Below are 24,990 nucleotides of genomic sequence, written 5' to 3'. Positions count from 1 at the left end.
TTTTGTGTCAGTGAGGTGCGGGGTGTCGTAATTTACAGCGTATTTCGGCAATGGATGCTGCCGGAAACCGCGATCTCTCACGCCGCATTCCCAACATCAGTGAAAAGTACAGGTTTTTAGAAGTATGTCCGACCGTGCCGCTCGTATCGAAGCCCTTTATGCCGCCGTCCAGCAACGAATTCTGATTCTGGACGGGGCGATGGGGACGATGATTCAGAACCATAAGCTCAAGGAAGCCGATTATCGGGGCAAACGGTTCGCTGATTACCACATGGATATCGCAGGTAACAACGATCTGCTGTCGTTGACTCAGCCGGACATCATCCGTGAAATCCACCGTGAATACCTTGAGGCCGGCGCGGACATCATTGAGGCCAATACATTTAACGCGACCCGTCTCTCGCAGAGCGACTACGAGATGGAGGAACTGGTCTACGAGCTGAACTTTGAATCAGCGAAACTGGCCCGCGAAGTGGCTGACGAATTCACAGCCGCCAATCCGGAGAAACCACGCTGGGTCGCTGGGATTCTGGGCCCCACCAGCCGCACCTGTTCGATTTCTCCCGATGTGAACGATCCGGGCGCCCGCAATGTCACCTACGATGAGCTGGTCGAGAACTACCTTGAATCAATCGATGGGCTGGTCAAAGGGGGCACCGATCTGCTCCTGATCGAGACCATCTTCGATACACTGAATGCGAAAGCCGCCGTCTTTGCCGTTCACACTTACTTCGAGCGGGAAAACATTGAACTCCCCATCATGATTTCCGGGACAATCACGGATGCCTCAGGACGGACATTATCGGGGCAGACGACCGAAGCCTTCTGGAACTCGCTGGCACATGCCCGCCCGTTCTCGATCGGTCTGAACTGTGCGCTGGGAGCACAGGAGCTCAGGCAGTACGTGAAAGAGCTGTCGCGCGTCGCGGATACTTACGTTTCAGCGCACCCCAATGCCGGTTTGCCGAATGAATTTGGTGAGTACGATCAGAGCGCCTCCGAGATGGCTGCCATTGTCGACGAATTCGCTACAAGCGGCTTCCTGAACATTCTCGGTGGCTGTTGTGGTACGACGCCGGCTCACATCAAAGCCATTGCGCAGGCGATGGAAGGTAAACCGCCTCGCAAGATTCCCGATATCGAACCCGCACTCCGGCTTTCCGGACTGGAGCCGTTGAACATCACGAAACAGAGTCTGTTCACGAATGTGGGCGAACGCTGTAACGTCACCGGTTCGGCCCGGTTCAAGCGACTGATCAAGGAGTCCGATTACGATACTGCTCTGGAAGTCGCCCTGCAGCAGGTCCAGAACGGCGCTGACATCATGGATGTCAACATGGACGAAGGCATGCTTGATGCCGTGGCTGCGATGACCTCGTTTCTGAATCTGGTCGCGACTGAACCGGAAATCGCCCGGGTCCCCGTCATGGTCGACTCTTCCAAGTGGGAAGTCATCGAAGCCGGTCTGAAATGCATTCAGGGCAAACCGATTGTCAACTCGATCAGCCTCAAAGAAGGGGAAGCAGAGTTTCTGGACAAGGCGCGCCTCTGTCAGCGCTATGGGGCTGCCGTGGTCATCATGGCTTTCGACGAAGACGGGCAGGCCGATACAAAACAGCGTAAGATTGAAATCTGCGAACGCTCGTATCGCCTGTTGTTAGACAAGCTCGATTTCGCACCGCAGGACATCATTTTCGACCCGAATATCTTTGCCGTTGCTACCGGGATCGATGAGCATAACAACTACGCCGTCGACTTCATCGAAGCCACCGACTGGATTCATAAGAACCTGCCTCACGTGAGTATCTCCGGGGGCGTTTCCAATGTTTCATTCTCTTTCCGGGGAAATAACCCGGTTCGTGAAGCCATTCACTCGGTCTTTCTCTATCACGCCATTCAGGTCGGCATGAATATGGGGATCGTGAATGCCAGCCAGCTGGCCGTTTACGACGACCTGCCCGCAGAGCTCAAGGAGAAGGTTGAGGATGTGATCCTGAACCGGAATTCCAACGCCACCGAGGCACTGCTGGAAATCGCTGAAAAATACCGAGGTGATGGCAAAACTGGTGGAACCTCCACTGAGGACCTCACCTGGCGCGAACTGCCCGTGACCGAGCGCATCGCGCATGCACTGGTGAAGGGGATCTCGACCTACATCATCGAAGATTCCGAAGAAGCCCGTCAGCAGTTGCCCCGTCCGCTGGATGTCATCGAAGGTCCGCTGATGGATGGCATGAATGTCGTCGGCGATCTCTTCGGGGCAGGGAAGATGTTTCTCCCGCAGGTGGTGAAATCGGCCCGTGTGATGAAGCAGGCCGTCGCCTATCTGCAGCCTTACATCGAAGAGGAAAAAACGGAATCCAGTAAGACCAACGGTCGCATCCTGATGGCAACCGTGAAGGGGGACGTCCACGATATCGGCAAGAATATCGTCGGCGTCGTACTGCAATGTAATAACTTTGAAGTCATCGATCTCGGCGTGATGGTCCCCTGTGAAACTATTCTGCAGACCGCCCGTGAAAAAGAGTGTGACATCATCGGCCTGTCCGGCCTGATTACTCCGTCTCTCGACGAAATGGTCACCGTGGCCTGTGAAATGGAACGTCTGGAGATGGATCTCCCCCTGCTGATCGGTGGTGCCACCACGTCCAAGGCTCATACCGCGGTCAAGATCGAACCGCAGTACAAACGCAATCAGGTTGTCTACGTGCCTGACGCTTCACGGGCAGTCGGTGTCGCCAGTTCGCTTCTCTCGGATGAACATCACGCCAAGTATGTCAAAGGGATTAAAGAGGAGTATGCTGTGGTTCGCGAGCGGGTCGCTAATCGTAAACCGCAGGGGGCGCCCGTCCCTTATGCGGAAGCCGTTAAACAGGGCCTCCAGATCGACTGGGATAACTACACGCCACCTGCCCCCGGCTTTACAGGCACTCAGGTGCTCGACAATTACCCGCTGGAAGATCTGGTGAAATACATCGACTGGACTCCCTTCTTCATCAGCTGGGATCTGGTGGGCAAGTATCCGCGAATTCTGGAAGACGAAATCATCGGTGAAGCTGCCCGCGATCTGTTTAAGAACGCACAGGCGATGCTGCAGAAGATCATCGACGAAAAACTGCTCACCGCGCGCGCCGTTATCGGCTTCTGGCCCGCCAACCGCGTCAACGGCGATGACATCGAAGTCTACGATAACACCGACCGCGAGCACACGGTTGCCCGCCTGCATCACATCCGCCAGCAGATCCGCAAGCGGGGACAGGAAGAAGCACCGCTGATGTCGCTTGCGGACTTCGTCGCTCCGAAAGAGAGTGGGAAAATAGACTATATCGGCGGCTTCGTCGTCACCGCCGGTATCGGGGCCGAAGAAATCGCCCGGAAGTATCAGGAAGACCACGATGACTACAACAGCATTATGGTCAAGGCCCTCGCTGACCGTCTGGCAGAAGCGTTTGCAGAGCATCTGCACGAACGGGTCCGCAAGGAATTCTGGGGCTATGCTGCCTCAGAAACGCTCGACAATGAAGCTCTGATCAAGGAACAGTACACGGGAATCCGTCCCGCTCCCGGCTATCCGGCCTGTCCCGATCATACCGAAAAGGACACGCTCTTCAAGATGCTCAATGCCACACCTGAAATCGGCGTGAGCCTCACAGATCACTTCGCGATGAGCCCCGCTGCCGCGGTTTCGGGCTGGTATCTCTCTTATCCGGAATCACGCTATTTCCATGTCGGCAAGATCGACAGGGACCAGCTGGAATCATTGGCCGAACGGAAGCAGATGTCTCACGACGAACTCTCCCGCTGGCTGCGGCCCGTCCTGCTGGATGAGAACGGAAACTGATCACGCTTTGCGAATCGTCACGCCGCGTGGATGCTGCTGATTCGGTTCCCAGAGCTTGATTTCAATCTCGTCTGACCGCTGTTCTTCGTACTGCAGAATCCGGCTGAACACAAACCAGAAATCGGAGAGTCGATTCAGGTACTGACACACAGCCGGGTTCACGGGCTCTTCAATCTCCCAGACTTTGAGCTCCGCTTCACGGACCATGGTGCGGATATCATGCGAGATCAACACCCGCAGACTCCCCTGTGGCAGGATAAACGAATCCAGCGGCTCCAGAATCGGCGTCAGTTCGCCGATCAGCGCAGTGATTTCATCTACCTTTGCCAGTGGAAAGCGGCCTGCGGTCTCACCTTCCTTGAACGGGGTGCTCAAATCCGAACCCAGATCATACATCTCCTGTTGAAATGAGTGTGCCAGTTCGGTCAGGTTCAGCTGACACGTCACATCTTCCGCCAATGGAAAATGCAGCACATCCTGGTCGCAGGCGAAAATAAAATAGCCCAGTTTAACAGCAATCTGTTCCACCACCGCCAGTGCCTGGATCCGCTTCGATGCCTTAGGCACCCGCGAGCCATCGTTGATATACGTTTCTCCCGCGTCCCCCGTTTTGGTGACGATCATATTCAGGTGCACTTTACCGCGTGCCGCCATGGTAGCAATCCTTATTTTCTGTAGATGGTCTTGGGAAAAACACGCTCCAGCGTACTGGTTTTCTCGGAAGATCATAGCCCGTTTTAGTCGAAACAGAGAGTCAGAACAGCTTGAAAACAGGGTTTTCACCTCAGGATCAACAAAACAGAATTGAAAAAACCGTTACAGCAGGAATCAATGTTCCTCATCCCGCCTGCATCCGTCTCGGGGCGATAAATGTGACTTTACAAGCAGACTTACACAATATATACTTCGACCGAAGCCCATGCCTTACAGCTATTTCGGGCTTCTGGAGAGGTGGCAGAGTGGCCGAATGCACCGGTCTTGAAAACCGGCGTGCCGCAAGGTACCGAGGGTTCGAATCCCTCCCTCTCCGCTTTAATTCTGAACTTTTAAAACGCTGAATCGCTTTCGCCGGTTCAGCGTTTTTTGTTGCGCTCCGCTGCAGCATTTTTTGTTCCTCATTCCGGCTCCGCTCCTGACCAGATCCGACTTCATGAATATCAGCACTGGTCTTCACCTGAATTCACTGCACAAACCGAACTTGATCCGCACCTGGCGGAATCATATCTTGTGAAATTGTGCTTCGCGCGCGAGACGGGTGATGCATGCACTGGAACAGCGGCCACAGGCGCGCCAGGTTCACCTGAATCCGCGTCGAATTTTCCCGATTTTCACTGGAACAAACGACATCGGTTCCCTCTGTCTCGTAAGATTTCAAATCATTTCGCAGCACACTCAACTCATTTCGTCGCATACTCACACCCCTTTCACTGCACATTCGGAAGATTTCATCCCTGCATCGCACTTGACGCCCCGGCGCCCTTGAGCATGATATCCCAGAACGCTGCAGGTGCTCCGCTTGCAGGAATCCAGGTCATCTCTGAAGTCAGGGAGGTTACAGGTTGAATCTCACAAAGCACGATCATACCAGAATGCCAGCAGACCGCGCAGCTGAACAATCGGCAGCGCAGCTCTCCCTGGAGTTGCGGGGGACTGATCTGCAGCGGTTCTGCATGGTCAAAAAAAAACGCTGCAGCCCACATAAAGCAGGCTGCAGCGTCAGCAGAAAATCAGATTCTCTGATCCCTCAGCAATACAGGATCAGGTTCCGAGTTCTTTCTTCGGACGTTTTTTGACATCACTGTCCAGCAGGAACTGATTCGCCAGGTTTTTTTGGAACCGGGCATCGGTAAAATCAGGCCAGTTGTCCTCAGTAAATCCGTGGGCACCCTGCAACTGTTCTTTGGTCACGTTCAAAAACAGTTTATGTTCATTCTTTTCAGGGGTATCCGTCTTGATCATGAAGGCCTGGAAGGGAACGGCATACAGCTTGTCCTTCTCGCCCAGCTGATCGTTGAAGCTGACGACAAAATAGCGGGCCTTGTGGTGTGTGGTGTCCAGCACGATTTCACTGACCTCACCGACGGACTGGTTTTGCGTATTCTGAATCTCGTGATCCATCAACTGACTCAGACGAATCACGTGGTCAGACATCTGCATATCCGCCTGATCCTTATCAGATTTCTTCTCTTTACGGACTTTCCCATTCACTTTATAGCGCTGGTCCAGTGCACTCACGAATTCTTTATCCGCGAAGTTCGGCCAGTTGTCCTGATTGAAACCGGTTTCGCCTTCCAGCTGTTTTTCGGTTACATTCAGGTGCACGTTAAGTTCATTGTCTTTGCCTTTATGTTTGATCTTGAACGCTTCAATCGGGACGGCAAACATCTTGTCGCCAATTCCCAGGAATCCGCCGTAGGTCACGGCTGCATAACGGATATCGCCAGAGGGAGTACTCAGCACCAGGTCTTCGATTTCGCCGACCTCATTGTTCTTCTGATTGGTAATATTCACGCCCATCAGTTGACTGGCACGCGTAAACATCCCTTTCTTGTCATGTTTCATTTTCGCTTTGTTGTTCTGTCTCAGTTCCTTCTGCGTCTGTTTATCCAGTTTGGGATTGTCCTGGGGGTTGTCGTTCGCTTCAGCGCCGGAATGGAAGAAGAGAGTGCTTGCGCAGAACGCGACAGCGACCGTGAAAAGAGTGACGGGTTTCATAGATTAACTCCTGGTTAATAGAGGTGTTTGATCTTGAGGTGTTCAAGATCAATTTCGAACTAGGCTCTGCTGACCGCAGACAACGGAGCAGAAGGCCCGATGTGTTTAAGGTTCTTTTCTAAAAGCACTTCTAAAACAGAAGGCATAGAATTGATGATCAACCATAGAAAAAGCGCATCATGAGGCTGAGATACATAGATAGTTGCGCCCGCATGTCCGAGAGTATTAAACTCTCCTTCAGAAACGCTGATCCAGATGCATCAAGCCAACGGTCTGTGATTACTCAGCAGCTTGTTGCCTGGCTGTCTGACAACCAGATGATTCCTCAAACAGCGTTTCGAATCTTCCGCGTAGCAGGCTGCAGAAGATGTGCCAACTCCATGAAAATTCATCGTCGCTGTTGGGATCTGTTCCCGGTCCGTGGCGCATACGCTCTACCCGGTACCGTTTAACTCAATTGGGAACCCTGCTGAAGAAAGACAGTCACGACCTGTTCTCTCACATAACTCCTCGTTGAATTGAATCCGGGGAGACCGGACTGCTTGCAGATCCGCCAGACGAAAACGTCGGCTGGATGATCTCGCACCTCCCCTCAAACCCTACCAATAGAATGATCATTGCGTGAGAGTCGGACCCACGACATTCTGACGGCGTGGGTCCGTCAATCTGAATCAATACCACTGACTGGCTGGTATGTTGAGCTGTTATTGGGAATTCAGAATGTTTGTCTGTCACACAACGTCGGAAAACGCAGGCGGGGCGGCCTTCGGTATGCGATGTGCACAATAGAAAACCATGATTAAAAAAGATGTCTCACAATCAATGGAGATAAAATCATGATCCGCTTAAAACAGTTTGACAGTACGCTCTCATTCATCCGTGATCCATATCGCTTCATCTCTCGCACATGCGAGCAACACAAAGTCGATCTATTTGAGACGCGGCTCCTGTTACAGAAAACAATCTGTTTCCGGGGAGAAGACGCGGCACGGATTTTCTACGATACAGACCGTTTCTCCCGGTCCGGGGCAGCACCGAAGTTTGCCATGAAAACCCTGTTCGGACAAAAGGGTGTCCAGGGCCTCGATGAGGAAGCACATCGTCACCGCAAGCAGATGTTTGTCTCCATCCTCAAATCCGATCAAATCAATGACCTGACGCAACTCTTCGCCGCAGAACTCAATGGGGCTGTTGCGCGCTGGGAATGTATGCCGGAAGTGATTCTGTATGAAGAATTTCAGCGTCTGCTCACCATCGCCGTCTGTCGCTGGGCAGAAGTCCCGTTGTCTGAATCAGAAATCGGGCTCCGTACCAGACAACTGACGCTCCTGTTCGACCAGGCCGCAAATCCGGGCCTTGGTCACTTCAAATCGCGGCGGGCTCGCCAGCAGGCAAATCAGTGGATCACAGGCGTGATTCAGCAGATCCGGGACCGACAACTGACGGTAAACGAGAAAAGCCCCGCCTCGATCATTGCCTGGCACCGCGATCTGGATCAGCAACTCCTGTCACCCGAGGTCGCTGCAGTCGAACTGTTGAATGTGCTGCGTCCGGTGGTTGCGGTTTCGGTCTACCTCACGTTCATCGCGCATGCCTTACAACAGCATCCACACAGTCGGAAGTTACTGCGCTCAGACTTCGACAGGTACGCGCTGCCTTTCGTTCAGGAAGTGCGACGCTATTATCCCTTCTTTCCGCTGACTGCGGCTCGCGTGCGGAAATACTTTGAGTGGCAGGGCCATGCATTTCCCCGGGGCCGACGTGTCCTGCTCGATCTGTATGGCACGAACCATGACCCGCGGATCTGGAACAAACCGGAACACTTTGAACCGGAGCGTTTCCTGCAGCATAACATCTCTCCCTTTGATTTCATTCCACAGGGCGGGGGAGATGTACGCTCCGGTCATCGCTGTCCCGGCGAGGATGTGGCTGTCAATCTCATGCAACGGACCGCTGAGTTTCTGACATACGAAGTTCAATATGAAGTGCTGCAACAGAACCTGGAAATCGATTTCTCACGCATGCCGGCACTACCCGAAAGTCGATTCCGAATTTCGACCTTCCAGGAGAAAGAAACACCTGGAACATCGCATCTTACTGGAGAAAGTCGAGGCGTCAGAATCTGACTTGCCAGTTTGACTCATCAGTCTGTTACCAGGGAGAACTGATACCCAGAGCGGACCTGAATCTGATTCTCCACCCGCTCCACCTCCGGCTCGTTGACGGCGATTTTCAGAATCAACTGCAGCTCATACCAGGAAGAGAGTTCCCCCTGCAGGATCAGCGTCGAACCCATTGATTCACAGCGAATCTGTCGCAACTGTGGATAGCCCAGTTGATGAATTGTGTCTTGGATGCGGTGTGTGATGCCTTCTTCCGGCAGTATTGCTTCCTGCAGTTTCAACATGGGGTAGTCCTGAGTCATAGTGAGGGTAAAAGTGGTAGCCAATCAGATTGGTGAGACCATCCCTCTTAGCACGAATTGTGCCAGATCGTGACGGGCATTGAGACTTTGCTTCAACCACAAGTGCCGACCAGATCAGAAGCTCGGTATTTCATGTGTGAAATTAATCGGGCTCCCCATGCAAACCCCCAGGCAGTCGCTTGATCGCCTCGTTCAGCAGGTCGTTCAGCGATCAATCGGACAGTGAAGGCGACAGCCAATCGCGCAACCTGGTCGCTCTGCATCCAACGTCGGTCACACTGTCTTCAGGGGGAGAGCCTCAGGAATGAAATCGAAGTCATTCTGATTGACGGATCGGGGCCTTTCAGCAGGTCCCACAACGCCACAGATCAGGTATCATTGATTTGTCGGTCAGGAAACATCATTCTCCCCGGCTTTGGTATATGAAATGCGGATAATAAATATCACACACCAATGGAATTAGGATCTCCGGCCGTGTCTTGAACGGTGGGTGGTCCAGTTTCGATAGCCGCTTATCTGACAATGACAGTCGCTTATATGAAAAAGGTCTGATAACAATGCTCTCACGTCGATTCCAGTTAACTGCCTATCCCGCAGGAGAACCCACGCTCGACAATTTCGAACTGGTCGAAACCGAACTCAGCGATCCCGGAGAGAATGAATTCCTCGTCCAAAACGAATGGCTCTCCGTCGATCCCTACATGCGGGGACGCATGCGGGAAGGGGACAGCTATGTCGCACCGTTTCAGATCGGGGAACCGCTGGAAGGGGCCTGTGTCGGGAAAGTCATCGCTTCAAAGCATGGGGAGTTTTCCGCAGGCGATTATGTGTTAGGCAACCAGGGCTGGCGGGATACCTGGATTTCGGATGGCACAGGCGTGACGAAAGTCGATCCAGAAGCAGCACCATTGTCGGCTTATCTGAGCATCATGGGAATGACAGGTATGACCGCTTATGTGGGGACACTGAAGATCGGCGGACTTCAGCCGGGAGACCGCGTGTTTGTCTCCGCTGCCTCGGGGGCCGTCGGTTCGATTGTCTGTCAGATCGCGAAAATCAAGGGCTGTTATGTCGTGGGAAGTGCCGGTTCACAGGCCAAGATCGACTGGCTCAAAGACAAAGCCGGTATCGATGCCGCATTCAATTACCGGGAAGTTGACGATGTTTCCGCGGCGTTGCAGCAACACGCGCCGGAAGGCATCGATCTCTATTTCGACAATGTGGGCGGCGATCACCTGCAGGCAGCCCTGGATAATATGAATGACCATGGCCGGATTGTCTGCTGTGGAATGATCTCAACCTATAACGACAAAACACCACAGCCCGGCCCGGCGAACCTGTTTAAAATCATTACCAAGCGACTCCGCATGCAGGGATTTCTCGTGTTCGATCACATTGACATGCAGGCCGAATTTCAGCAGCAGATGGGAGAATGGGTTAAAGCCGGCAACGTTCACTGGGAAGAGACCGTGACTACGGGGCTCGAAAACACCCCCGCCGCATTTCTCGATCTGTTTCAGGGAAACAAGATGGGAAAAGCCGTCGTGCAGGTGAATCCATGACTGACGCTCCACGCTTACAACAAGCATTGACAGGTACCGACTGCGGTGCCACCATGCAGTCGGAGACAGTCGTCACCGCCCACGATAGACAGGGAGGCGCTCTCACTCTGGATTCAGGATAATGAACGCTGCGACCGATTTACAATCTGATGGCCTCGAAGAGGCGAAGAAAGCCCCCGGGCAGATCCTGCAGGCCGAACTCGTCGAAGCCATGGATGCACTGACGCGCTCCTCACTCCGTCTGTTTCTGTCGGGGCTCTCCGCAGGACTGGATATCGGCTTCAGTCTGTTTCTGGTGGCCGTCGTGCAAACCCTGGGGCAGGGGAGTCTCTCTGAGCCAGTGCTCAAAATTCTGGTCGGCATGATGTATTCCTTCGGTTTCATTCTGGTCGTCGTAGGACGTTCGGAACTGTTTACCGAGCAGACCAGCCTCGCGATTCTCCCACTGCTCTCCCGCCAGGCATCTTTCAAAATGGTGTTCCGGCTGTGGGGAATTGTCTATGTCGCCAACCTCATCGGGGCGATGCTGTTTGCCGTGCTGGTCGTCATCATCGGGCCAGCCCTGGGCGTGATTGATGTCAAAGTCTTTGGTGAGTTAAGCCGTTCAATCGTCGACCATCCCGGCTGGGTGATCCTCTTAAGTGGCATGCTCGCCGGCTGGCTGATGGGCTTATTGTCCTGGCTGGTCTACGCTGGTCGTGACACGATCAGCCAGATCGTGATCGTCTTTCTGATCACGTCAGTCATCGGCCTGGGACATCTGCATCACTGCATCGTCGGCAGTGTCGAAGTGCTGGCAGGAGTCTTCGCTGATCCTGGTACGACTCTGGCGGATTATGGTCACTTCCTGCTCTGGACCACTGCCGGAAATGCCTTGGGGGGCGTGATCTTTGTCTCCCTGCTCAAATACGGCCACGCCCACGCCAGTCAGTACGAACGCAAATCAAAATACTAAATCGTACCGATTTGCACACAGTCTGGTGACCCGGATCTCAGGCACGCTGTCTGCAGTCCTGACAAATCTGTCGCAGGGCGTTAATCCCGGTTTTAGTTTTAGAAAAAGAAACTGACAACTGCGTTTGGATTACGTTATGCTGGTACTCATATCAACCGGGTTCAGGCCCCCTTCAGGCGAGTGCGTTCTGTTCTATGGAGTTCTCGCCGAACCAGGATCGAAGAAATGGACTCAATACTGTTGAAACAGGTTAGCTAATGAATGCGTCCTACGACGATATTGAACTGGTTTACCGAAACTGGCCGCAGGTCAGAGAAGAATCAGAGCGCAGGTGGATTGCTGTCTGGAACATTGAACTGGCCGGACATCCAGAAATAAATAAGGAAATCGAAACAGAACTGTCTGCGATTCTCACCCGGATTGTGCGTGCAGTCACTCAACTCCCTGAAGAAGAATTCACCGTGCTGCTGGATTGGAACGCGCCCCACCTGCAGTTGCAAACCACCACCACTTCGCATTTGATTGGATCCGAGAATATGTCGGCGATAATCGAAATGTTTCAGCAGGTAGATCAACGTTGGGGGCCGATCAAAGCGATTCAATCCCAACCCCGCGAACTCTGGCCACCCTGGAAAGGGCCAAAATGGTGATCTGGAATCTGCTGACAGTATTGCGATGATGAAAACAACCCGATGCGATATAATCTCTTCTACAATTATCATAAGCTGAACCAGACTTGGGAAATGATTCCTGATGGCCTCTGGCACAAACTGTTGTCTGAATATATCATCCCCGGCGATGCCGTTGGTTTTAAAGGGCTCTCAAGACTGGTTGATATTGAGAATTATGGTCTCCTCGAAGGAGTCTCTCTTGTGCCTGCTGGAACGATTCAATATCGACCGTATTGTATTCCTGCCGCGGTACGGGACATTGAAAACTATCAGGAGCAGGTCTTATTATTTGCCTGGAACCAGAGGATGCAGACCCAGCTGCAGCAAGTCAGTCTGACTGAATTATGTCCAGACAACGAGTTTGTGCCAACAGAGGAACTGGTTTTTACGAGAGGCGAGCAACTTCTGATGACAGCCTCAAATGTTGATCAACATCTCTGTTTTTATCAACTGTCATATAGTGAGAAGCGAATGCTGGAGTCGTTAGATCCCGGTATTCAGCAGGGATTGATCGAAGCCTGAAACAGGTGAATTCAAAATGTTGCCCTCAGAATTAGCTTCAACGTATCGTTTACTGAAACGCAGTTTCCCCAACGGGATTGACGAAGGCGATCTGGTCTCATTGTTCGCCCTGTTGTATCAGGAAGGCGAGATGTCAATACGAACGATAACTCAAGTCGCAGCGGAATGGCAGAACCGGCCGGCCGTTGATTTTCTTCCCCTGGTCGATCGGGCTATGTCCGTCGATCTGGTATCAGATACCACAGCACACAGGCTGCGTGAGATTCTGAATCAATCCGGATACCAGGAGTGGTTGTCAGAAGAATGAGTTCATTGTGGTTCAGTCATCAGGGTATGCAATCTAGGAGCCGACAACATGCTGTCTGAGTATTTAACACTCTCAGATCAAATGCGTCCCGGGTATTCTGCCAGCCTGGGATCTGCCAATGTCACGAGTGAAAAGGAATTTCTGCAGGAACACAGAACGTTACCTGATTTTTTTATGAGACTTTATTCAGAGGTCGCAGGCACACCTGCTGGAATCGAAGATCAGAGTCTGATGGACTTTCTGCCCGGCTACCGTCTGATTCATTGGGCGGAACTGAGGGATTGCTGCGAGACCTGTCGCAAAATACTGGGGATTGATGGTTATTTCCCCTTCCTTACCAACTATTCGAGTGATTTTTACTGCTGGAAAGACGGTGCGATCTATGATGTGTCTCACGACTGGCCCACTCCCACTCTGATGCATAAGACTGTCGCTGATTTCCTGAAGACTATTTGTGCCTGCTACACTTCGGGCGTTTATTTTCTGGATGAAGACGGGTACCTGGATTATGCTTTCGAACAGGAGCGTTTACTCGCAATCAAACTCAATCCGCAGGTTGACTACTGGCTGGAAGGTTAGAACTGAAAGAAGGTCGTTCGGGTATGAGTCTCATTGAAGAATTGCAATTCACACCGGGCTCTCCCGGAACAGTCAAATGGAAATCCGGCTCACATTGGGCAAAGTTGATTGTTCCTGCAATACAGCAGGTCATGCTTTATGATTCCCAGGATCTCGTACTGATTCTGACGGGAGAGCAAGCCTGTCCCGATACTTTATCGGCGTATGATTATACAGGACAGCTGTTGTTCCGTGTTCCCCCGCCAGAGGGATTTGCTTTTTCCTACCTGACGGGCCATTGTGAAGTGCCGATCGCCGTCGTGGCTGGCTCAACGGACGGTCAGATAGACGGCTGGTACGACTGGCACTTCAGTGTAGATCCCCAAACGGGAAAACTGAGCAGGATCTCCCCCGCGTACTGATCTGCATTCGTCTCTTCCGTGTTACGAGAATCGATATTTGGAAAATGAATGGCCCAATGCCAGAGTATACCCTCAATGACCTGATACAGGCTGTCAACCATCGTTACAATATCGAAAATACCCGCGCGATCCTGAACGCGGGTGTGGATGTCAATACTGTGAATCCGAAAGGGCTCACGCCGCTCATGTTTGCTGTCATGCCTGATGACTATGGCGATCACACCCATCCCGAAGCGATCCTGCATATGGTACGCTTCTTACTCCAACACGGGGCAAATAAATCGGCTGTTGATTCATTTGGTAAAAGAGCACAAGACTATGCATTTCAGTTGATTGACCCGGCCTGGAAAGATCAGTGGGGGAATACCGCTGCGGACTGCTGGGATACCGGGCAACGGAACATCATCGAAACTATAATTGATTTACTGGATGATCAACGCGATTAGTGTAATGGATGAGTTCGGGGAAAAACGATCACAGGCAGGGGCGTTGATGATGCTGGATTTTTACCTGATTGCTGATGGAGACGAACCGTCGGAATTTCCGGAGGAAACGGCACTGGGGGCTCTGTCTCTCCAGGAGTGGAAGTCACTTGCTGCGCTGTGGACGATTTTAGAAGAGCAGGGGATCAGTCTGCCCTTCTTCGAAGATTCGCACCTCGATACTTTTCAGGTGGAACGTACTTTGAAACTGATACAGGAATCACTTCCGACTCTTGTACCAGGATTCGAGATTCCGAACTTTAATCGCAGCTTGCCTGTCTTTGCTCTGGAGCGGATGTTCCGCGATGCTTTGAATCAGGGAGCAGGAATCATGGTTTTCTGCGATTAGGTGTCACCCATCGACCCACGATGGTATGTTGGAACTGAGTAAGAATAACGGTGGTAGAGGTGTCGATAGTTGGTGAGTGGAGGTAATCATTTTGGTAGATCGAGAACGAATTGAGGAAAAGCTGTGTCAACTCATTTGCGACAATGTACGCATCTTGAAAACGTCCGCAGTGATCCAGAAAGAAATATATACTGAGATTGAACAGACAATGGTTGCATTGCTGAAGGCACATCAGCCGGAACCGCTGATTACCAAACAGACGGCTTCTCTTCTCTATGGATATCCGTATGAGGTGGAAGGAGAAGCACCTTATAGTGATCAGACTGATTTTCTCTTAGCGCACTGCAGAATGATGGAACAATATTTTGGCTTACTTCTGGCTGGAGTGCTGCCGGAGGATCGTCCTTACGGACGAATCCTCTGACAACATACCAGGGAGGTTGAGGATTGACTCGACAGATGTGTCGTTCCAGGGACAGGATTGATGATGCAAGTCTGACGAATATGAATGCAACTCGAATTATCGTGAAGTACAACACAGAGCAGTTATGAGCACGCGCGAGATTGAGATAAGCTCAACCAGATACGCCAGGGAGTCATTCCAGACGCCGAGGGCCAGGCGTGGTTCGCCGCTCTGGAGGCGGCAGAGCAAAAGTCCGTTCTCTATCAGTTAAATTTTATCTGCCAGCAGGCGGGACCCACAACAGCAGACGTCTTGCCAGCCATTGAACATGCTGGCCTGAAATCGACTTTTACACCTTGTGTCATGTTGCAGCGTGGTAAACTGCGGGAAGCCAGTGCGAAAGCACTTCAGCTTCCGTCAAACGAGTATCTGAAGCTCTTTCGTTTGATGATCGCTTTATTCAAAATTGCGGATCAGCATCGCCGGGAATTCTGTGGTGCGCAGTGTCGGCACTGGTGGCACCAGGATCTCTCCAGTGAAGAGGTCTTACAGTCGATCAGAAATCCACACTAAAGCAGCCAAGTCGAATGGGGGAAGAGGACCCGGTAGGTCAATTGAAATGCACGCCACGATTTATTTAGTGATTCCGGAAGACACGCCGGAGATAAACCACATGCTTGAGTCTCTACTGGAACCCTGGCGCCGTCAGGAACATACGGAACAGCAGGGGGTCTGGCACTATTGGGATTTCTGGTACTACTGGAATCCACAGACGAAGGAAGAAGTTCATTCCTGGCGGGACTGCGTTTATTATCCCTCAGAATTCCCGGACCCCGATTTGGCGGCAGGGGTGATCACTCCCGACAGGCAGTTTCATGATCTCTACACCGCCTCCAGACAGAAACCGGAACGCGTCAGCTGGCACGAACTGCTGGACTCACAGGAAAACCACATTCTGGTTGTGATTCGTATCTATTGTTGAATTTCAGAGGTACACTGATAGAACGTCATAAACTACGGGAATTACATCAGGAGTTATTATGATGACGCAGGTAAGTTCAGCTGCCGGGGATCTGATCTCCATCTCTCATGAGGATGGAACAGAGTCGTACGCCGTTCTGCTCTTTAAAAGCGAAAGAGTGTCGGGCGAAATACTCCTCGGGGTATTTGATCGCGATATTTCAGGACCAGCAGAAGTAGACCTGCATTTTGGCAGTCTGCTTTATACCTACGATACTTTAATCAGTGAGGGTGAGTGGAAGATTGTCGGCCATATTGATGTCCCGAATGCAATACGTTATTCACGCAGACTCGATGGGGGCCTCCTCTGGGAAGGGGATCAGCAGATTGTATCGGAAGAGACAGAACAGATTCCGGTCATGCGTATTGCAGGGACGGGCATTGCTGCGGATTATCTCCATTACCTGCGAAACGGGGGAGAAGATTCAGCCTTCTACCGAACGAATACCCGCATGATGAAAGCATTTCTGGGGACGCTTGAGAAGTAGGCTGGCTACAGTTCAGAATATGGATGACAATCCTGGAAAAATGCAGTTACAGTTTTCAAAGGAGAAACGATGCGGGACCTTTCCACCCTTGGTTTTACTCAGATCCGAGAAGTCTGTGAACTCTCCGTTCTGACAGGAGAACAGCAATTCAAGCTACCCGACGATTACCTGATATTTCTAAGTTACGAACCACCAGAAGACTTAAACCTGTCTTTTAAATTCATCGAATCAACCACGTCCCAGGAGTGGGAAGGGCAAGTCATTGAATTCCTGCATTATACTGCATCGGATATCAATCAGGCTGTTGTCGCGGTTCCGGATAATCCTGAAAGAATTCTGCTGCCGATCTCTGTTGATGCAGGCGGAAACTATTCCTATATGGACCTGACCAGCGCATCAAAACAGATCATTGATGTGGGTTATGAGACCGGAGCTATCTCGTTCTTGGCCGAGACGTTTGGCGATTTTATTGATATGTTGCAAGTGGAAGACGAATAATGGCATGCTGAAGACCCTGAATCGAAGACTCGACGTTTCAGCGGTGCAAATAACTATAAGAACTAAAAAATGGAATACACAAAGCTGGGATTGATCCAAAACAGTGACGTAAATGATCAAACGATTGCGCTCGTTGAAGAAAAGATTGGTTGCCGTCTGCCAGAAAGTTATTACGAACTGATGCGGTTTAACAATGAGCCTGAACCGCAAGCCTGCGAGTTTGATTATGGGGGACAGACAACCTGTGTGAGCGAGTTTTTTCGCTTCACGGATGACGAAAACTATGAGTATGGCATCTTAGCTTATCTTCCGTCGCTCAGTGGAGTGGCAGAGCAGTTAGTTCCCATTGCTCGTGATCCAGAGGATTATTTAATCTGTCTGGATCGTAATCAGGACTTTGCTGTTGTACTCTTGGATCGCAACAATAATCTGCTCCACTTTGTTGCAAGGGACTTTGACGAATTTCTAAGATCTCTCCGTTAGCTGACGGCGAAAACAAAGTTCTGAAAACATATTACCCATCTAAAAAATCACCTCTTGACTAAATACTAGAGTCTTAGTACAAATCGCCGCAGTGAACTACTAAAACCTTCGGAGATCCCGGCAGGCAGCCTCAAGCACGTCAAAAAACAAAACCAGACACATCACGGAGCAGGAATACGATCATGGAACTGAAGAATCATTTTGAGACGAGTGGGCAATGGCTGTTTCGCTGGCGGAGCTACCTGCCCGCAGTTCTGCTGCTCCCGCTGATCTTCGCGGCGTCCAACTTCGAACGCCCCTGGGGCAGGCACGACGTTCAGGAATTCTGGGAACTCTTCTGCATCGCAGTCACACTGCTGGGACTGACAGTCCGCGTGCTGGTTGCCGGTTTTGTCCCCGGCGGAACTTCGGGACGTAACACAAAGAAACAGGTGGCCGACAGTCTGAATACCACGGGCATTTATTCCGTCTGCCGACATCCCCTCTATCTGGGGAACTTTCTGGTCGCCCTTGGCTGGGCTATGTTTTACCACGATGGCTGGCTGATTGCCGTATTCTGTATGGCTTTCTGGCTGTATTACGAACGGATCATGATGACCGAAGAAGCCTTCCTGCGTGAAAAATTCGGCGATGAATTCCGCACCTGGGCCGCGCAGACACCGGCCTTCATTCCCCAGCTCCGCAAATGGAAGAAGCCCGAACTCCGGTTCTCGGTCCGTACGATGATCCGCCGCGAGTATCTGACCTTTGTCGGAGCAATGCTCGTCTTTGTCACCCTCGAACTGCTGGAGCACTGGCACGTCGAAGGGCAGGTTGCACTGGAATCCTTCTGGCCCTGGCTGTTAGCATTAACGGGTATGACGTTCCTGGCAGTCCGCCTGCTCCATAAGTGCACCCGCTGTCTGGCCGAAGAGGGTCGTTGATCAGCTCGAACAGGATCTTCAACAGTTGTCATCACAGGAGACGTAATTTGTATGAAGCCATTTCAAGGACTGGCCATGCAGCTGAGATTCAGTAGTGCTGCCCGCAATCGCGCATTTTCGAAAGCGATGAGACGGATTCGCTCTGACTTCCTGCCTTTACTGGAAGCATTTCAGGCGGTGAAGTTAGAGCATCCGATTCATGAGTCGATCCTGGTCATCATTACCGACGACCGGCCCGCGCAATACTTTGAGGAAATCGAAAACAGCGACGGCTACTTTCAGGTACTGGCCGGCTGCACTCTGCGTGGCGGCGATGAGGAACTCGTAGCAGATGTCTTCGAAATCCTGCGCAACACCACCCGACTCTGTCCCTTCGCCACACCAGACCAGGCAGCATTCGAAGCCCTCTTCCAGCGCATGCGACCTCTGATTGTGACCAACTGAGAATGGCTTCTGTATCGCTGGTTCTGGCCGAAATACCAGGCCGGATTCCGTTCAACCGTTGCCCTTACTGAAATCCCAAACACGCACCGGGCGGTTCGTCTTGGACGAACGAAATTCAATCGAGCCAATCTCCAGCGCTCCCTCAGAGACCGGCAGGTACAGGCGGAAAATGCCACTCATGCCTTCCACAGGCAGCGCGACTTCTACTTCCTGCCAGTTCGGACTGGCCTTGCACGTGAATTCTGCAGTTTGACCTGTCTTCGGGAAGCCCTCCTGCACAGCTGTCTTCCAGACGACCTTTCCAGCCCCACCTTGCGGACTTTTCACACGCAACTTGAGTGTCACTGGTCCGCGATGTTTGACCTGGGCTGTTCCCAGGAACGGAGACCGGCCGTCGGCTTCCATCCGGGCGCCCCCTTCAACCAGTGTCAGTTTGGAAAACTTCGGAACCAGCCCGTGCAGGGGGCCACGCTGAGGAGCCCCTCCTGTGGTGCGGGGATTAAAAGCCGGGTTGGGCTGCGGATACAGCGCGCCGGTCTCTTTAACGAACTCATCAATCAAGGCATCGAGTGCTTTGACTTTGTCGGGATGCGTCGCCGCGAGATTCTGTGTCTCGCCGATGTCCGCTTTCAGATTATATAGTTCGCGGACTTCGGGATATTTCGGGTGGGGCTCAAACCGTCGGATCAGCTTCCAGTCTCCCTGGCGAACCGACACCGCTGGGATCAGATGTGGAAACCAGGTGAACCAGGCGGTCCGCTGCATCTCGCCTTTCTGCTCCAGTACGGGCAGGATCGACTCGCCATCGATGACCTGCTCAGGATTCCGTTTCACTTTCACGGCATCCAGAATCGTCGGGTACACATCGATCGGCCCGACAATCGTGTCACTGGTACTCCCCGGTTGAATGTGTCCCGGCCAGCGGACCATCAGGGGCACCCGCTGTCCCCCTTCATAGATCCGGCCTTTCCCTTCCCGCAGAGGGGCATTATTCGTCGGCGGTTCGCCACCCGCCCACTTGCGATAGCTCTGGATGGTCGCATACTTGGGATGCTTTTCATTGATCTTCTGAATCTTGGGATCTTCGCTGCTCCAGCTGTGCGCATTCCCGCCATTATCCGAATAGAAAATAAACAGGGTATTCTCAGACAGCTTGAGCTGGTCCAGCTTGTCCAGAATCCGTCCCAGGCTCTCATCCACGTTCCGCAGCATCGAAGCCATCACGGGATTCTTCTGCTCACCGCGTGGATCCTGCTTCTTCGCGAACTCAGCCGTATAGGCTTCTTTATGCTGCCACGGTCCATGTACCGAGTAATGCCAGAGATTCAAATAGAACGGCTCATCCTGGTGGGCGTCGATGAACTTCAGCGCTTCATCGGTCAGTCGATCGGTAATGTGTTCCCCCTCCGGCCCGTCGGTAATGTTCCCCACATGATGGCGCCCCGTCGGCTTCCCATCCGGGAACACACCATACGGCGAAAAATAGCTGGGCGGCCCCGGATCGGGAGCACAATGCCAGACGGTTTCAAATCCCTGTTTGTCCGGGCGGTGCGGTGCCGTCAGCCCCAGATGCCATTTCCCGAAGTGCCCCGTCCGATAACCGGCGTCCCGCAGCGCTTCTGCCAGCGTGTATTGTTCCAGATCCAGGTAGTTCTTGCTGATCGGCATCCGCAGCTTCTGATTCGGCTTCGCCGTCTTGGGTAGATATTCGAAATCGGCGGGACGCGGCGGCTGATGGCCGCTGGCACTGGTGATGCCGTGCCGGGACGAATACTGTCCCGTCAGAATCGATGCCCGCGTCGGCGAACAGAGGGGAACCGCGTAGGCATTCGTAAACCGCATTGACTGCTGAGACAGTCGCGTCATATTCGGTGTTTCGTAGAACTTCGAACCATAAGGCTCGCTGTCCATCCAGCCCATGTCATCCACCAGGAACAGCACAACATTCGGACGCTGCTCAGAAGCAGACACAGCGGGCAGGCCAATCACGACCAGCAATAACAGCGCGGACACAAAACGAATCATGGGAGACCTTTCCAGTGAGCACAAGACAACAGGCCAGCTTCGACGTGATGAGTTCTCAATTCTACCAATCCACACCGGCAGAAACGAGGACTTTAGAAAGAATCTTAAGTCTCCGGACAGGACCGGTCCTCAGTCGATTCCGTCCACTCATCGAATCGGGTATGCTTTCTTAATCAACAGCGACGCGACTCGCGCCGCGGAGCGTTAACCTGCGGAACAAACCATGGCACTACTCTATTCGGATCCCATATTTCTCAAACATGAAACAGGCGGTCTCCCGGAAAATCCGGCGCGGATCGTGCCTGCTGTCCGCCGGGCGACCCAGGTTGCACTCCACGCACACTGTCGCCAGCGTTCCTTCAGCGAGGTTAGTGATGCTCGACTGGAACGCGTGCACTCGGATCACTATGTGAAGTATGTGCGAAATTTCTGTGAACAGGGGGGCGGTTTTATCAGCCCCGATACCACCGTCTGCCCTGCATCCTGGGAGGTCGCCCGCATGGCCGCTGGTGCCGCCTGTGATGCCGTCGAGCAGGTACTCAAGGGGCACTCCGACCGTGCCTTCTGTCTGATTCGTCCCCCCGGACATCACGCATCACGCGAGCAGGCTATGGGGTTTTGCCTCTTTAATAACGTGGCCATCGCGGCGCGGCTGGCCATCGATGAGTTCGGCCTGGAACGGGTCATGATCATCGACTGGGACGTGCATCACGGCGATGGCACCCAGGAACTCTTCTGGGAAGACGGGCAGGTCGGTTTCCTGTCCGTGCATCGGTCTTCGTTCTGTGTGAAGTCAGGCTTTGCAGACGAAACCGGCGCGGGAGCCGGACTTGGAACGACCGTCAACCTTCCGTTAGAATATGGTATCTCGCGCGAAGACTATCTCAGCCAGTTCACTGCTGCCGCAGAACGACTGGCTGAAAAAATCCGACCTCAGTTGATTCTGATCAGTGCGGGATTCGATGCACACAAGGATGACCCGGTCGGATCACTGGGGCTGGAAAGCGAAGACTTCGCACGACTGACCCGGGTGGTGCTCGATCTGGCCGACGTTCATGCAGAACAGCGTGTCGTCAGCCTGCTCGAAGGAGGCTACAATCCCCAGGCACTGGCAGAGTGTATTGAACATCATCTACTGGAGCTGGTCTCAAACTGAAGCCGCAGTCAAGAGGAGCACGACAAAGGCCCAACCATGCCCATTCGCAATCTCGATAAAATCTTTCATCCCCGTTCAGTCACCGTTATCGGCGCGAGTCAACGACCGCTGAGTGTCGGACATACCGTCTTTCATAATCTGCTGGCAGGCGGTTTCGAGGGACCCGTTTATCCCGTTAATCCCAAGCACGAGCGACTGGGTGACCACACCTGTTACGCCCAGGTCGCCGACCTGCCGGGCAAAGTCGACCTGGCGGTGATCTGTACCCCCGCAGCCACGATTCCCGACCTTATCGACCAGTGTGGCCAGGCCGGTATTCGGGGGATTGTCATTCTCTCCGCCGGGTTCCGGGAGACCGGCCCCGAAGGGAAAGAGCTCGAACTGGAAGTCCGCAGACGGGCGCACCAGTACTCCGGCATGCGAATTATCGGGCCGAACTGCCTGGGCATCATGGCGCCCTATTCGAAACTGAATGCCAGCTTCGCCACCGATATGCCGTTGACCGGTAATGTCGCCTTCATTTCTCAGTCCGGGGCACTTTGCACGTCGATTCTCGACTGGTCACTGCAGGAACGCATCGGCTTCTCGCACTTCGTCTCCGTCGGCAATACGCTGGATGTCGGCATGGCCGACCTGATCGATTATTTCGCCCTCGATCCTCACACCAGTTCCATCATTCTCTATGTGGAATCCATTGCACAGGCGCGACTCTTCATGTCGGCAGCCCGTGCCTTTACCCAGAAAAAACCGATCATCGCCTATAAAGCGGGCCGCTTCACCGCTTCCGCGAAAGCAGCGACCTCGCATACCGGGGCGATGGCAGGCGTTGACGCCGTTTACGAAGCTGCCTTCGCCCGGGCCGGCATCGTCCGCGTCTTCGATCTGGATGATCTGTTCGACTGTGCGGAACTGTTGGCACGACACAAGCCTCCCAGGGGGGATCGACTGGCCATCGTCACCAATGCCGGCGGTCCCGGCGTGATGGCAACCGACGCTCTGCTGGAACGTAAAGGCATCATGGCCGAGATCTCGCAGGAGACGATTGAACAACTCAACGAATTCCTCCCGGTTGCCTGGTCGCACGGTAACCCACTGGACGTCATCGGAGATGCGACCCCCGAGCGGTTCGGCAGAACGGTCGAGATTGTCCTCAAAGATCCGCAGGTGGATGGCGTGCTGGTTGCACTCTCGCCCCAGGCGATGACCGATCCCACCGGCGCCGCGGAAGCAGTCATCGCAGCGGCCCGGACCTCCTCGAAACCGGTGCTCACCGCCTGGATGGGAGGCGGAAAAGTCCAGGAAGGGATTGCGCGTCTGAATCAGGCCGGAATCCCCACTTACACCACACCCGAGCAGGCGGTGCGGGCTTTCATGTACCTGGTCACCTACGCCCGCAATCTGCAGTTTCTGAACGAAACCCCCCGGGCCGTACCGATGAATCTCACCCTGGACCGGGCCCGTCTGCAGGAACTCGCCCAGGTCGCCCTCCAGCAGGGGAAATCCACACTCTCGGAACGCATGTCCAAACAGCTACTCGAAGCGTACGGCATCCCTGTCAGCCAGACGGTCGTTGCCTGTTCCCCGGAAGAAGCCGCCGCCCGTGCGGATGAGCTCGGGTATCCGGTGGTGCTCAAAATCTATTCGGATGATATCACCCATAAATCCGATGTCGGCGGTGTGGAACTTGGAATCGCCAGTCATCAGAAAGTGCACGAAGCTTATGCGCGGATGATGCAGCGCGTCGCAGAGCGGCGGCCCGAGGCGCACGTCCAGGGAGTCACCGTACAACCCATGTACGCCGAAGCGGAAGGCCATGAACTGATCGTCGGTGCCAAGCGGGATCCGGTATTCGGCGTCGTCCTGCTGATCGGTGCAGGGGGGACCACTGCCGAACTCTACCAGGATCGTTCCCTCGAATTGCCACCCCTCAACGAACGGCTGGCCCGCAGAGCCCTGGAATCACTGCGTTCCTGGCCCCTGTTGAATGGCTACCGGGGTCACGCCCCCGTCGACCTGGACCGACTGATCGAAGTTCTGATTCGTCTCTCTTACTTCGTCGCCGATTTTCCCGAGATCCTCGAACTGGACGTCAATCCGCTGCTGGTCTCTCCTGATCAGGTCGTCGCCCTCGATGCCCGCATCATTGTCGATCTGGAAACGCAACCGGGCACCAGTCGCCCCTATTCGCATCTGGCGATTCGTCCTTATCCCGAAGAGTTCAGCAGAACTGTCACCCTGAAAGACGGTACCCAGGTGCTGCTCAGACCGATTAAGCCTGAAGACGAAGATATGTGGCACGGGCTGCTCAACAGCTGCTCGCCCGAAACAATTCGTTCCCGCTTCCGTTATTCGTTTCATGGCACGACACACGATATGGCGGCCCGCTTCTGCTTTATTGACTACGATCGCGAGATTGCCATCGTGGCGGAACTCGAAGTAGAAGGTGAATCACGAATCCTCGGGGTCGGACGTCTTATTGCCGACGCCGACCATCAGGAAGCCGAGTATGCGGTGCTCGTCAGCGACGAATGGCACGGGCAGGGTCTCGGCTCCATTCTGACCGATTACTGTCTCGAAGTCTGTCGCCGCTGGGGAATCAAACGGGTTGTCGCGGAAACAGCAGCCGATAACCGCCGTATGCTGAATGTCTTCCAGAAGCGGGACTTTGCCCGCAATCATTCGGCGGAAACAGAAACGGTCTCACTCGTGAAAGAGATCACTAAAAGCGCAGGCTCTTAAAG

At 53.3% G+C, this 24,990-nt stretch carries 26 protein-coding genes and 1 tRNA gene; 23 read left to right on the top strand and 4 right to left on the bottom strand.

The window, feature by feature from the left end:
- Positions 1-124 precede the first annotated feature (124 nt).
- Positions 125-3,841 carry a methionine synthase gene (metH, locus tag HG66A1_RS15280; protein ID WP_145185558.1) on the top strand — a complete coding sequence of 1,239 codons (3,717 nt, stop codon included), beginning with the start codon at positions 125-127 and terminating at the stop codon, positions 3,839-3,841.
- Here the strand turns inward: metH and HG66A1_RS15275 are convergent, their stop codons facing one another.
- Complete coding sequence (locus HG66A1_RS15275) at positions 3,842-4,495, bottom strand: ATP:cob(I)alamin adenosyltransferase (RefSeq protein ID WP_197997157.1); 654 nt, start codon at positions 4,493-4,495, stop codon at positions 3,842-3,844.
- Positions 4,496-4,786: 291 nt separating this feature from the next.
- Here HG66A1_RS15275 and HG66A1_RS15270 point away from each other — a divergent pair.
- Positions 4,787-4,871, top strand: a tRNA-Ser gene (locus tag HG66A1_RS15270).
- 728 nt (positions 4,872-5,599) lie between these two features.
- Here HG66A1_RS15270 and HG66A1_RS15265 read toward each other — a convergent pair.
- The gene (locus HG66A1_RS15265) at positions 5,600-6,556 is read right to left on the bottom strand and encodes a PRC-barrel domain-containing protein (RefSeq protein WP_145185553.1); all 957 of its coding nucleotides are present in this window, start codon (positions 6,554-6,556) and stop codon (positions 5,600-5,602) included.
- 836 nt (positions 6,557-7,392) lie between these two features.
- On the opposite strand from HG66A1_RS15265, the gene HG66A1_RS15260 reads away from it, so the two are divergent.
- Positions 7,393-8,682 carry a cytochrome P450 gene (locus HG66A1_RS15260; protein ID WP_145185550.1) on the top strand — a complete coding sequence of 430 codons (1,290 nt, stop codon included), beginning with the start codon at positions 7,393-7,395 and terminating at the stop codon, positions 8,680-8,682.
- A gap of 17 nt (positions 8,683-8,699) precedes the next feature.
- Here the strand turns inward: HG66A1_RS15260 and HG66A1_RS15255 are convergent, their stop codons facing one another.
- Complete coding sequence (locus tag HG66A1_RS15255) at positions 8,700-8,963, bottom strand: hypothetical protein (RefSeq protein WP_145185548.1); 264 nt, start codon at positions 8,961-8,963, stop codon at positions 8,700-8,702.
- A 575-nt stretch (positions 8,964-9,538) separates the two neighbouring features.
- Here HG66A1_RS15255 and HG66A1_RS15250 point away from each other — a divergent pair.
- The 18 genes from HG66A1_RS15250 to HG66A1_RS15170 all read left to right on the top strand — a co-directional run bounded on the left by HG66A1_RS15250 (position 9,539) and on the right by HG66A1_RS15170 (position 19,068).
- Entirely contained in the window at positions 9,539-10,543 is a 1,005-nt protein-coding gene (locus tag HG66A1_RS15250; RefSeq protein ID WP_145185545.1) for an NADP-dependent oxidoreductase, read from the top strand.
- Positions 10,540-10,665, top strand: coding sequence for a hypothetical protein (locus HG66A1_RS32640; protein ID WP_261344733.1), 126 nt, complete (start codon positions 10,540-10,542; stop codon positions 10,663-10,665). The genes HG66A1_RS15250 and HG66A1_RS32640 overlap by 4 nt, the downstream gene beginning before the upstream one ends.
- On the top strand, positions 10,665-11,498 hold the full coding sequence (locus HG66A1_RS15245; RefSeq protein WP_145185542.1) for a formate/nitrite transporter family protein: 834 nt from the start codon (positions 10,665-10,667) through the stop codon (positions 11,496-11,498). The genes HG66A1_RS32640 and HG66A1_RS15245 overlap by 1 nt, the downstream gene beginning before the upstream one ends.
- A gap of 257 nt (positions 11,499-11,755) precedes the next feature.
- Positions 11,756-12,148, top strand: coding sequence for a hypothetical protein (locus tag HG66A1_RS15240; protein ID WP_145185539.1), 393 nt, complete (start codon positions 11,756-11,758; stop codon positions 12,146-12,148).
- A 42-nt stretch (positions 12,149-12,190) separates the two neighbouring features.
- Positions 12,191-12,691, top strand: coding sequence for a hypothetical protein (locus HG66A1_RS15235; RefSeq protein WP_145185536.1), 501 nt, complete (start codon positions 12,191-12,193; stop codon positions 12,689-12,691).
- A 16-nt stretch (positions 12,692-12,707) separates the two neighbouring features.
- A complete protein-coding gene (locus HG66A1_RS15230; protein WP_145185533.1) occupies positions 12,708-12,998 on the top strand; it encodes a hypothetical protein in 291 nt (96 codons plus the stop codon).
- Positions 12,999-13,172: 174 nt separating this feature from the next.
- Positions 13,173-13,577, top strand: a complete 405-nt coding sequence (locus HG66A1_RS15225; RefSeq protein WP_197997156.1) for a hypothetical protein — start codon at positions 13,173-13,175, stop codon at positions 13,575-13,577.
- Positions 13,578-13,600: 23 nt separating this feature from the next.
- Positions 13,601-13,978: a hypothetical protein gene (locus tag HG66A1_RS15220; protein ID WP_145185527.1), complete on the top strand. Its 378-nt coding sequence runs from the start codon at positions 13,601-13,603 to the stop codon at positions 13,976-13,978.
- Between the two features lie 56 nt (positions 13,979-14,034).
- On the top strand, positions 14,035-14,424 hold the full coding sequence (locus tag HG66A1_RS15215) for an ankyrin repeat domain-containing protein (RefSeq protein WP_197997155.1): 390 nt from the start codon (positions 14,035-14,037) through the stop codon (positions 14,422-14,424).
- Positions 14,408-14,809, top strand: coding sequence for a hypothetical protein (locus tag HG66A1_RS15210; protein ID WP_145185520.1), 402 nt, complete (start codon positions 14,408-14,410; stop codon positions 14,807-14,809). The genes HG66A1_RS15215 and HG66A1_RS15210 overlap by 17 nt, the downstream gene beginning before the upstream one ends.
- Before the next feature lie 91 nt (positions 14,810-14,900).
- Positions 14,901-15,233 (top strand): hypothetical protein, encoded by a 333-nt coding sequence (locus HG66A1_RS15205; protein WP_145185516.1) that lies wholly within the window; start codon positions 14,901-14,903, stop codon positions 15,231-15,233.
- Between the two features lie 159 nt (positions 15,234-15,392).
- Positions 15,393-15,785 (top strand): DUF5958 family protein, encoded by a 393-nt coding sequence (locus HG66A1_RS15200; RefSeq protein ID WP_261344740.1) that lies wholly within the window; start codon positions 15,393-15,395, stop codon positions 15,783-15,785.
- Between the two features lie 100 nt (positions 15,786-15,885).
- Complete coding sequence (locus HG66A1_RS15195) at positions 15,886-16,194, top strand: hypothetical protein (protein ID WP_232106845.1); 309 nt, start codon at positions 15,886-15,888, stop codon at positions 16,192-16,194.
- Between the two features lie 58 nt (positions 16,195-16,252).
- Complete coding sequence (locus tag HG66A1_RS15190) at positions 16,253-16,720, top strand: hypothetical protein (RefSeq protein WP_145185507.1); 468 nt, start codon at positions 16,253-16,255, stop codon at positions 16,718-16,720.
- A 69-nt stretch (positions 16,721-16,789) separates the two neighbouring features.
- A complete protein-coding gene (locus tag HG66A1_RS15185) occupies positions 16,790-17,218 on the top strand; it encodes an SMI1/KNR4 family protein (RefSeq protein ID WP_145185504.1) in 429 nt (142 codons plus the stop codon).
- A 69-nt stretch (positions 17,219-17,287) separates the two neighbouring features.
- The gene (locus HG66A1_RS15180) at positions 17,288-17,701 is read left to right on the top strand and encodes an SMI1/KNR4 family protein (RefSeq protein WP_145185501.1); all 414 of its coding nucleotides are present in this window, start codon (positions 17,288-17,290) and stop codon (positions 17,699-17,701) included.
- Positions 17,702-17,883: 182 nt separating this feature from the next.
- Entirely contained in the window at positions 17,884-18,624 is a 741-nt protein-coding gene (locus HG66A1_RS15175) for a methyltransferase family protein (protein ID WP_145185498.1), read from the top strand.
- 51 nt (positions 18,625-18,675) lie between these two features.
- Positions 18,676-19,068, top strand: coding sequence for a hypothetical protein (locus HG66A1_RS15170; protein WP_145185496.1), 393 nt, complete (start codon positions 18,676-18,678; stop codon positions 19,066-19,068).
- Positions 19,069-19,119: 51 nt separating this feature from the next.
- Here the strand turns inward: HG66A1_RS15170 and HG66A1_RS15165 are convergent, their stop codons facing one another.
- The gene (locus tag HG66A1_RS15165; RefSeq protein ID WP_145185493.1) at positions 19,120-21,093 is read right to left on the bottom strand and encodes a sulfatase; all 1,974 of its coding nucleotides are present in this window, start codon (positions 21,091-21,093) and stop codon (positions 19,120-19,122) included.
- A 223-nt stretch (positions 21,094-21,316) separates the two neighbouring features.
- Here HG66A1_RS15165 and HG66A1_RS15160 point away from each other — a divergent pair, with 223 nt between their 5' ends.
- Positions 21,317-22,249 carry a histone deacetylase gene (locus HG66A1_RS15160; RefSeq protein ID WP_145185490.1) on the top strand — a complete coding sequence of 311 codons (933 nt, stop codon included), beginning with the start codon at positions 21,317-21,319 and terminating at the stop codon, positions 22,247-22,249.
- 36 nt (positions 22,250-22,285) lie between these two features.
- Positions 22,286-24,988 (top strand): bifunctional acetate--CoA ligase family protein/GNAT family N-acetyltransferase, encoded by a 2,703-nt coding sequence (locus HG66A1_RS15155; RefSeq protein ID WP_145185487.1) that lies wholly within the window; start codon positions 22,286-22,288, stop codon positions 24,986-24,988.
- Positions 24,989-24,990: the final 2 nt, after the last annotated feature.

Origin of the sequence: Gimesia chilikensis, from assembly GCF_007744075.1 — a bacterium.
GTDB classification, from domain to species: domain Bacteria; phylum Planctomycetota; class Planctomycetia; order Planctomycetales; family Planctomycetaceae; genus Gimesia; species Gimesia chilikensis_A.
Note: the sequence above shows the minus strand (reverse complement) of the source record. Positions and strands in the feature narration are given on the sequence as shown.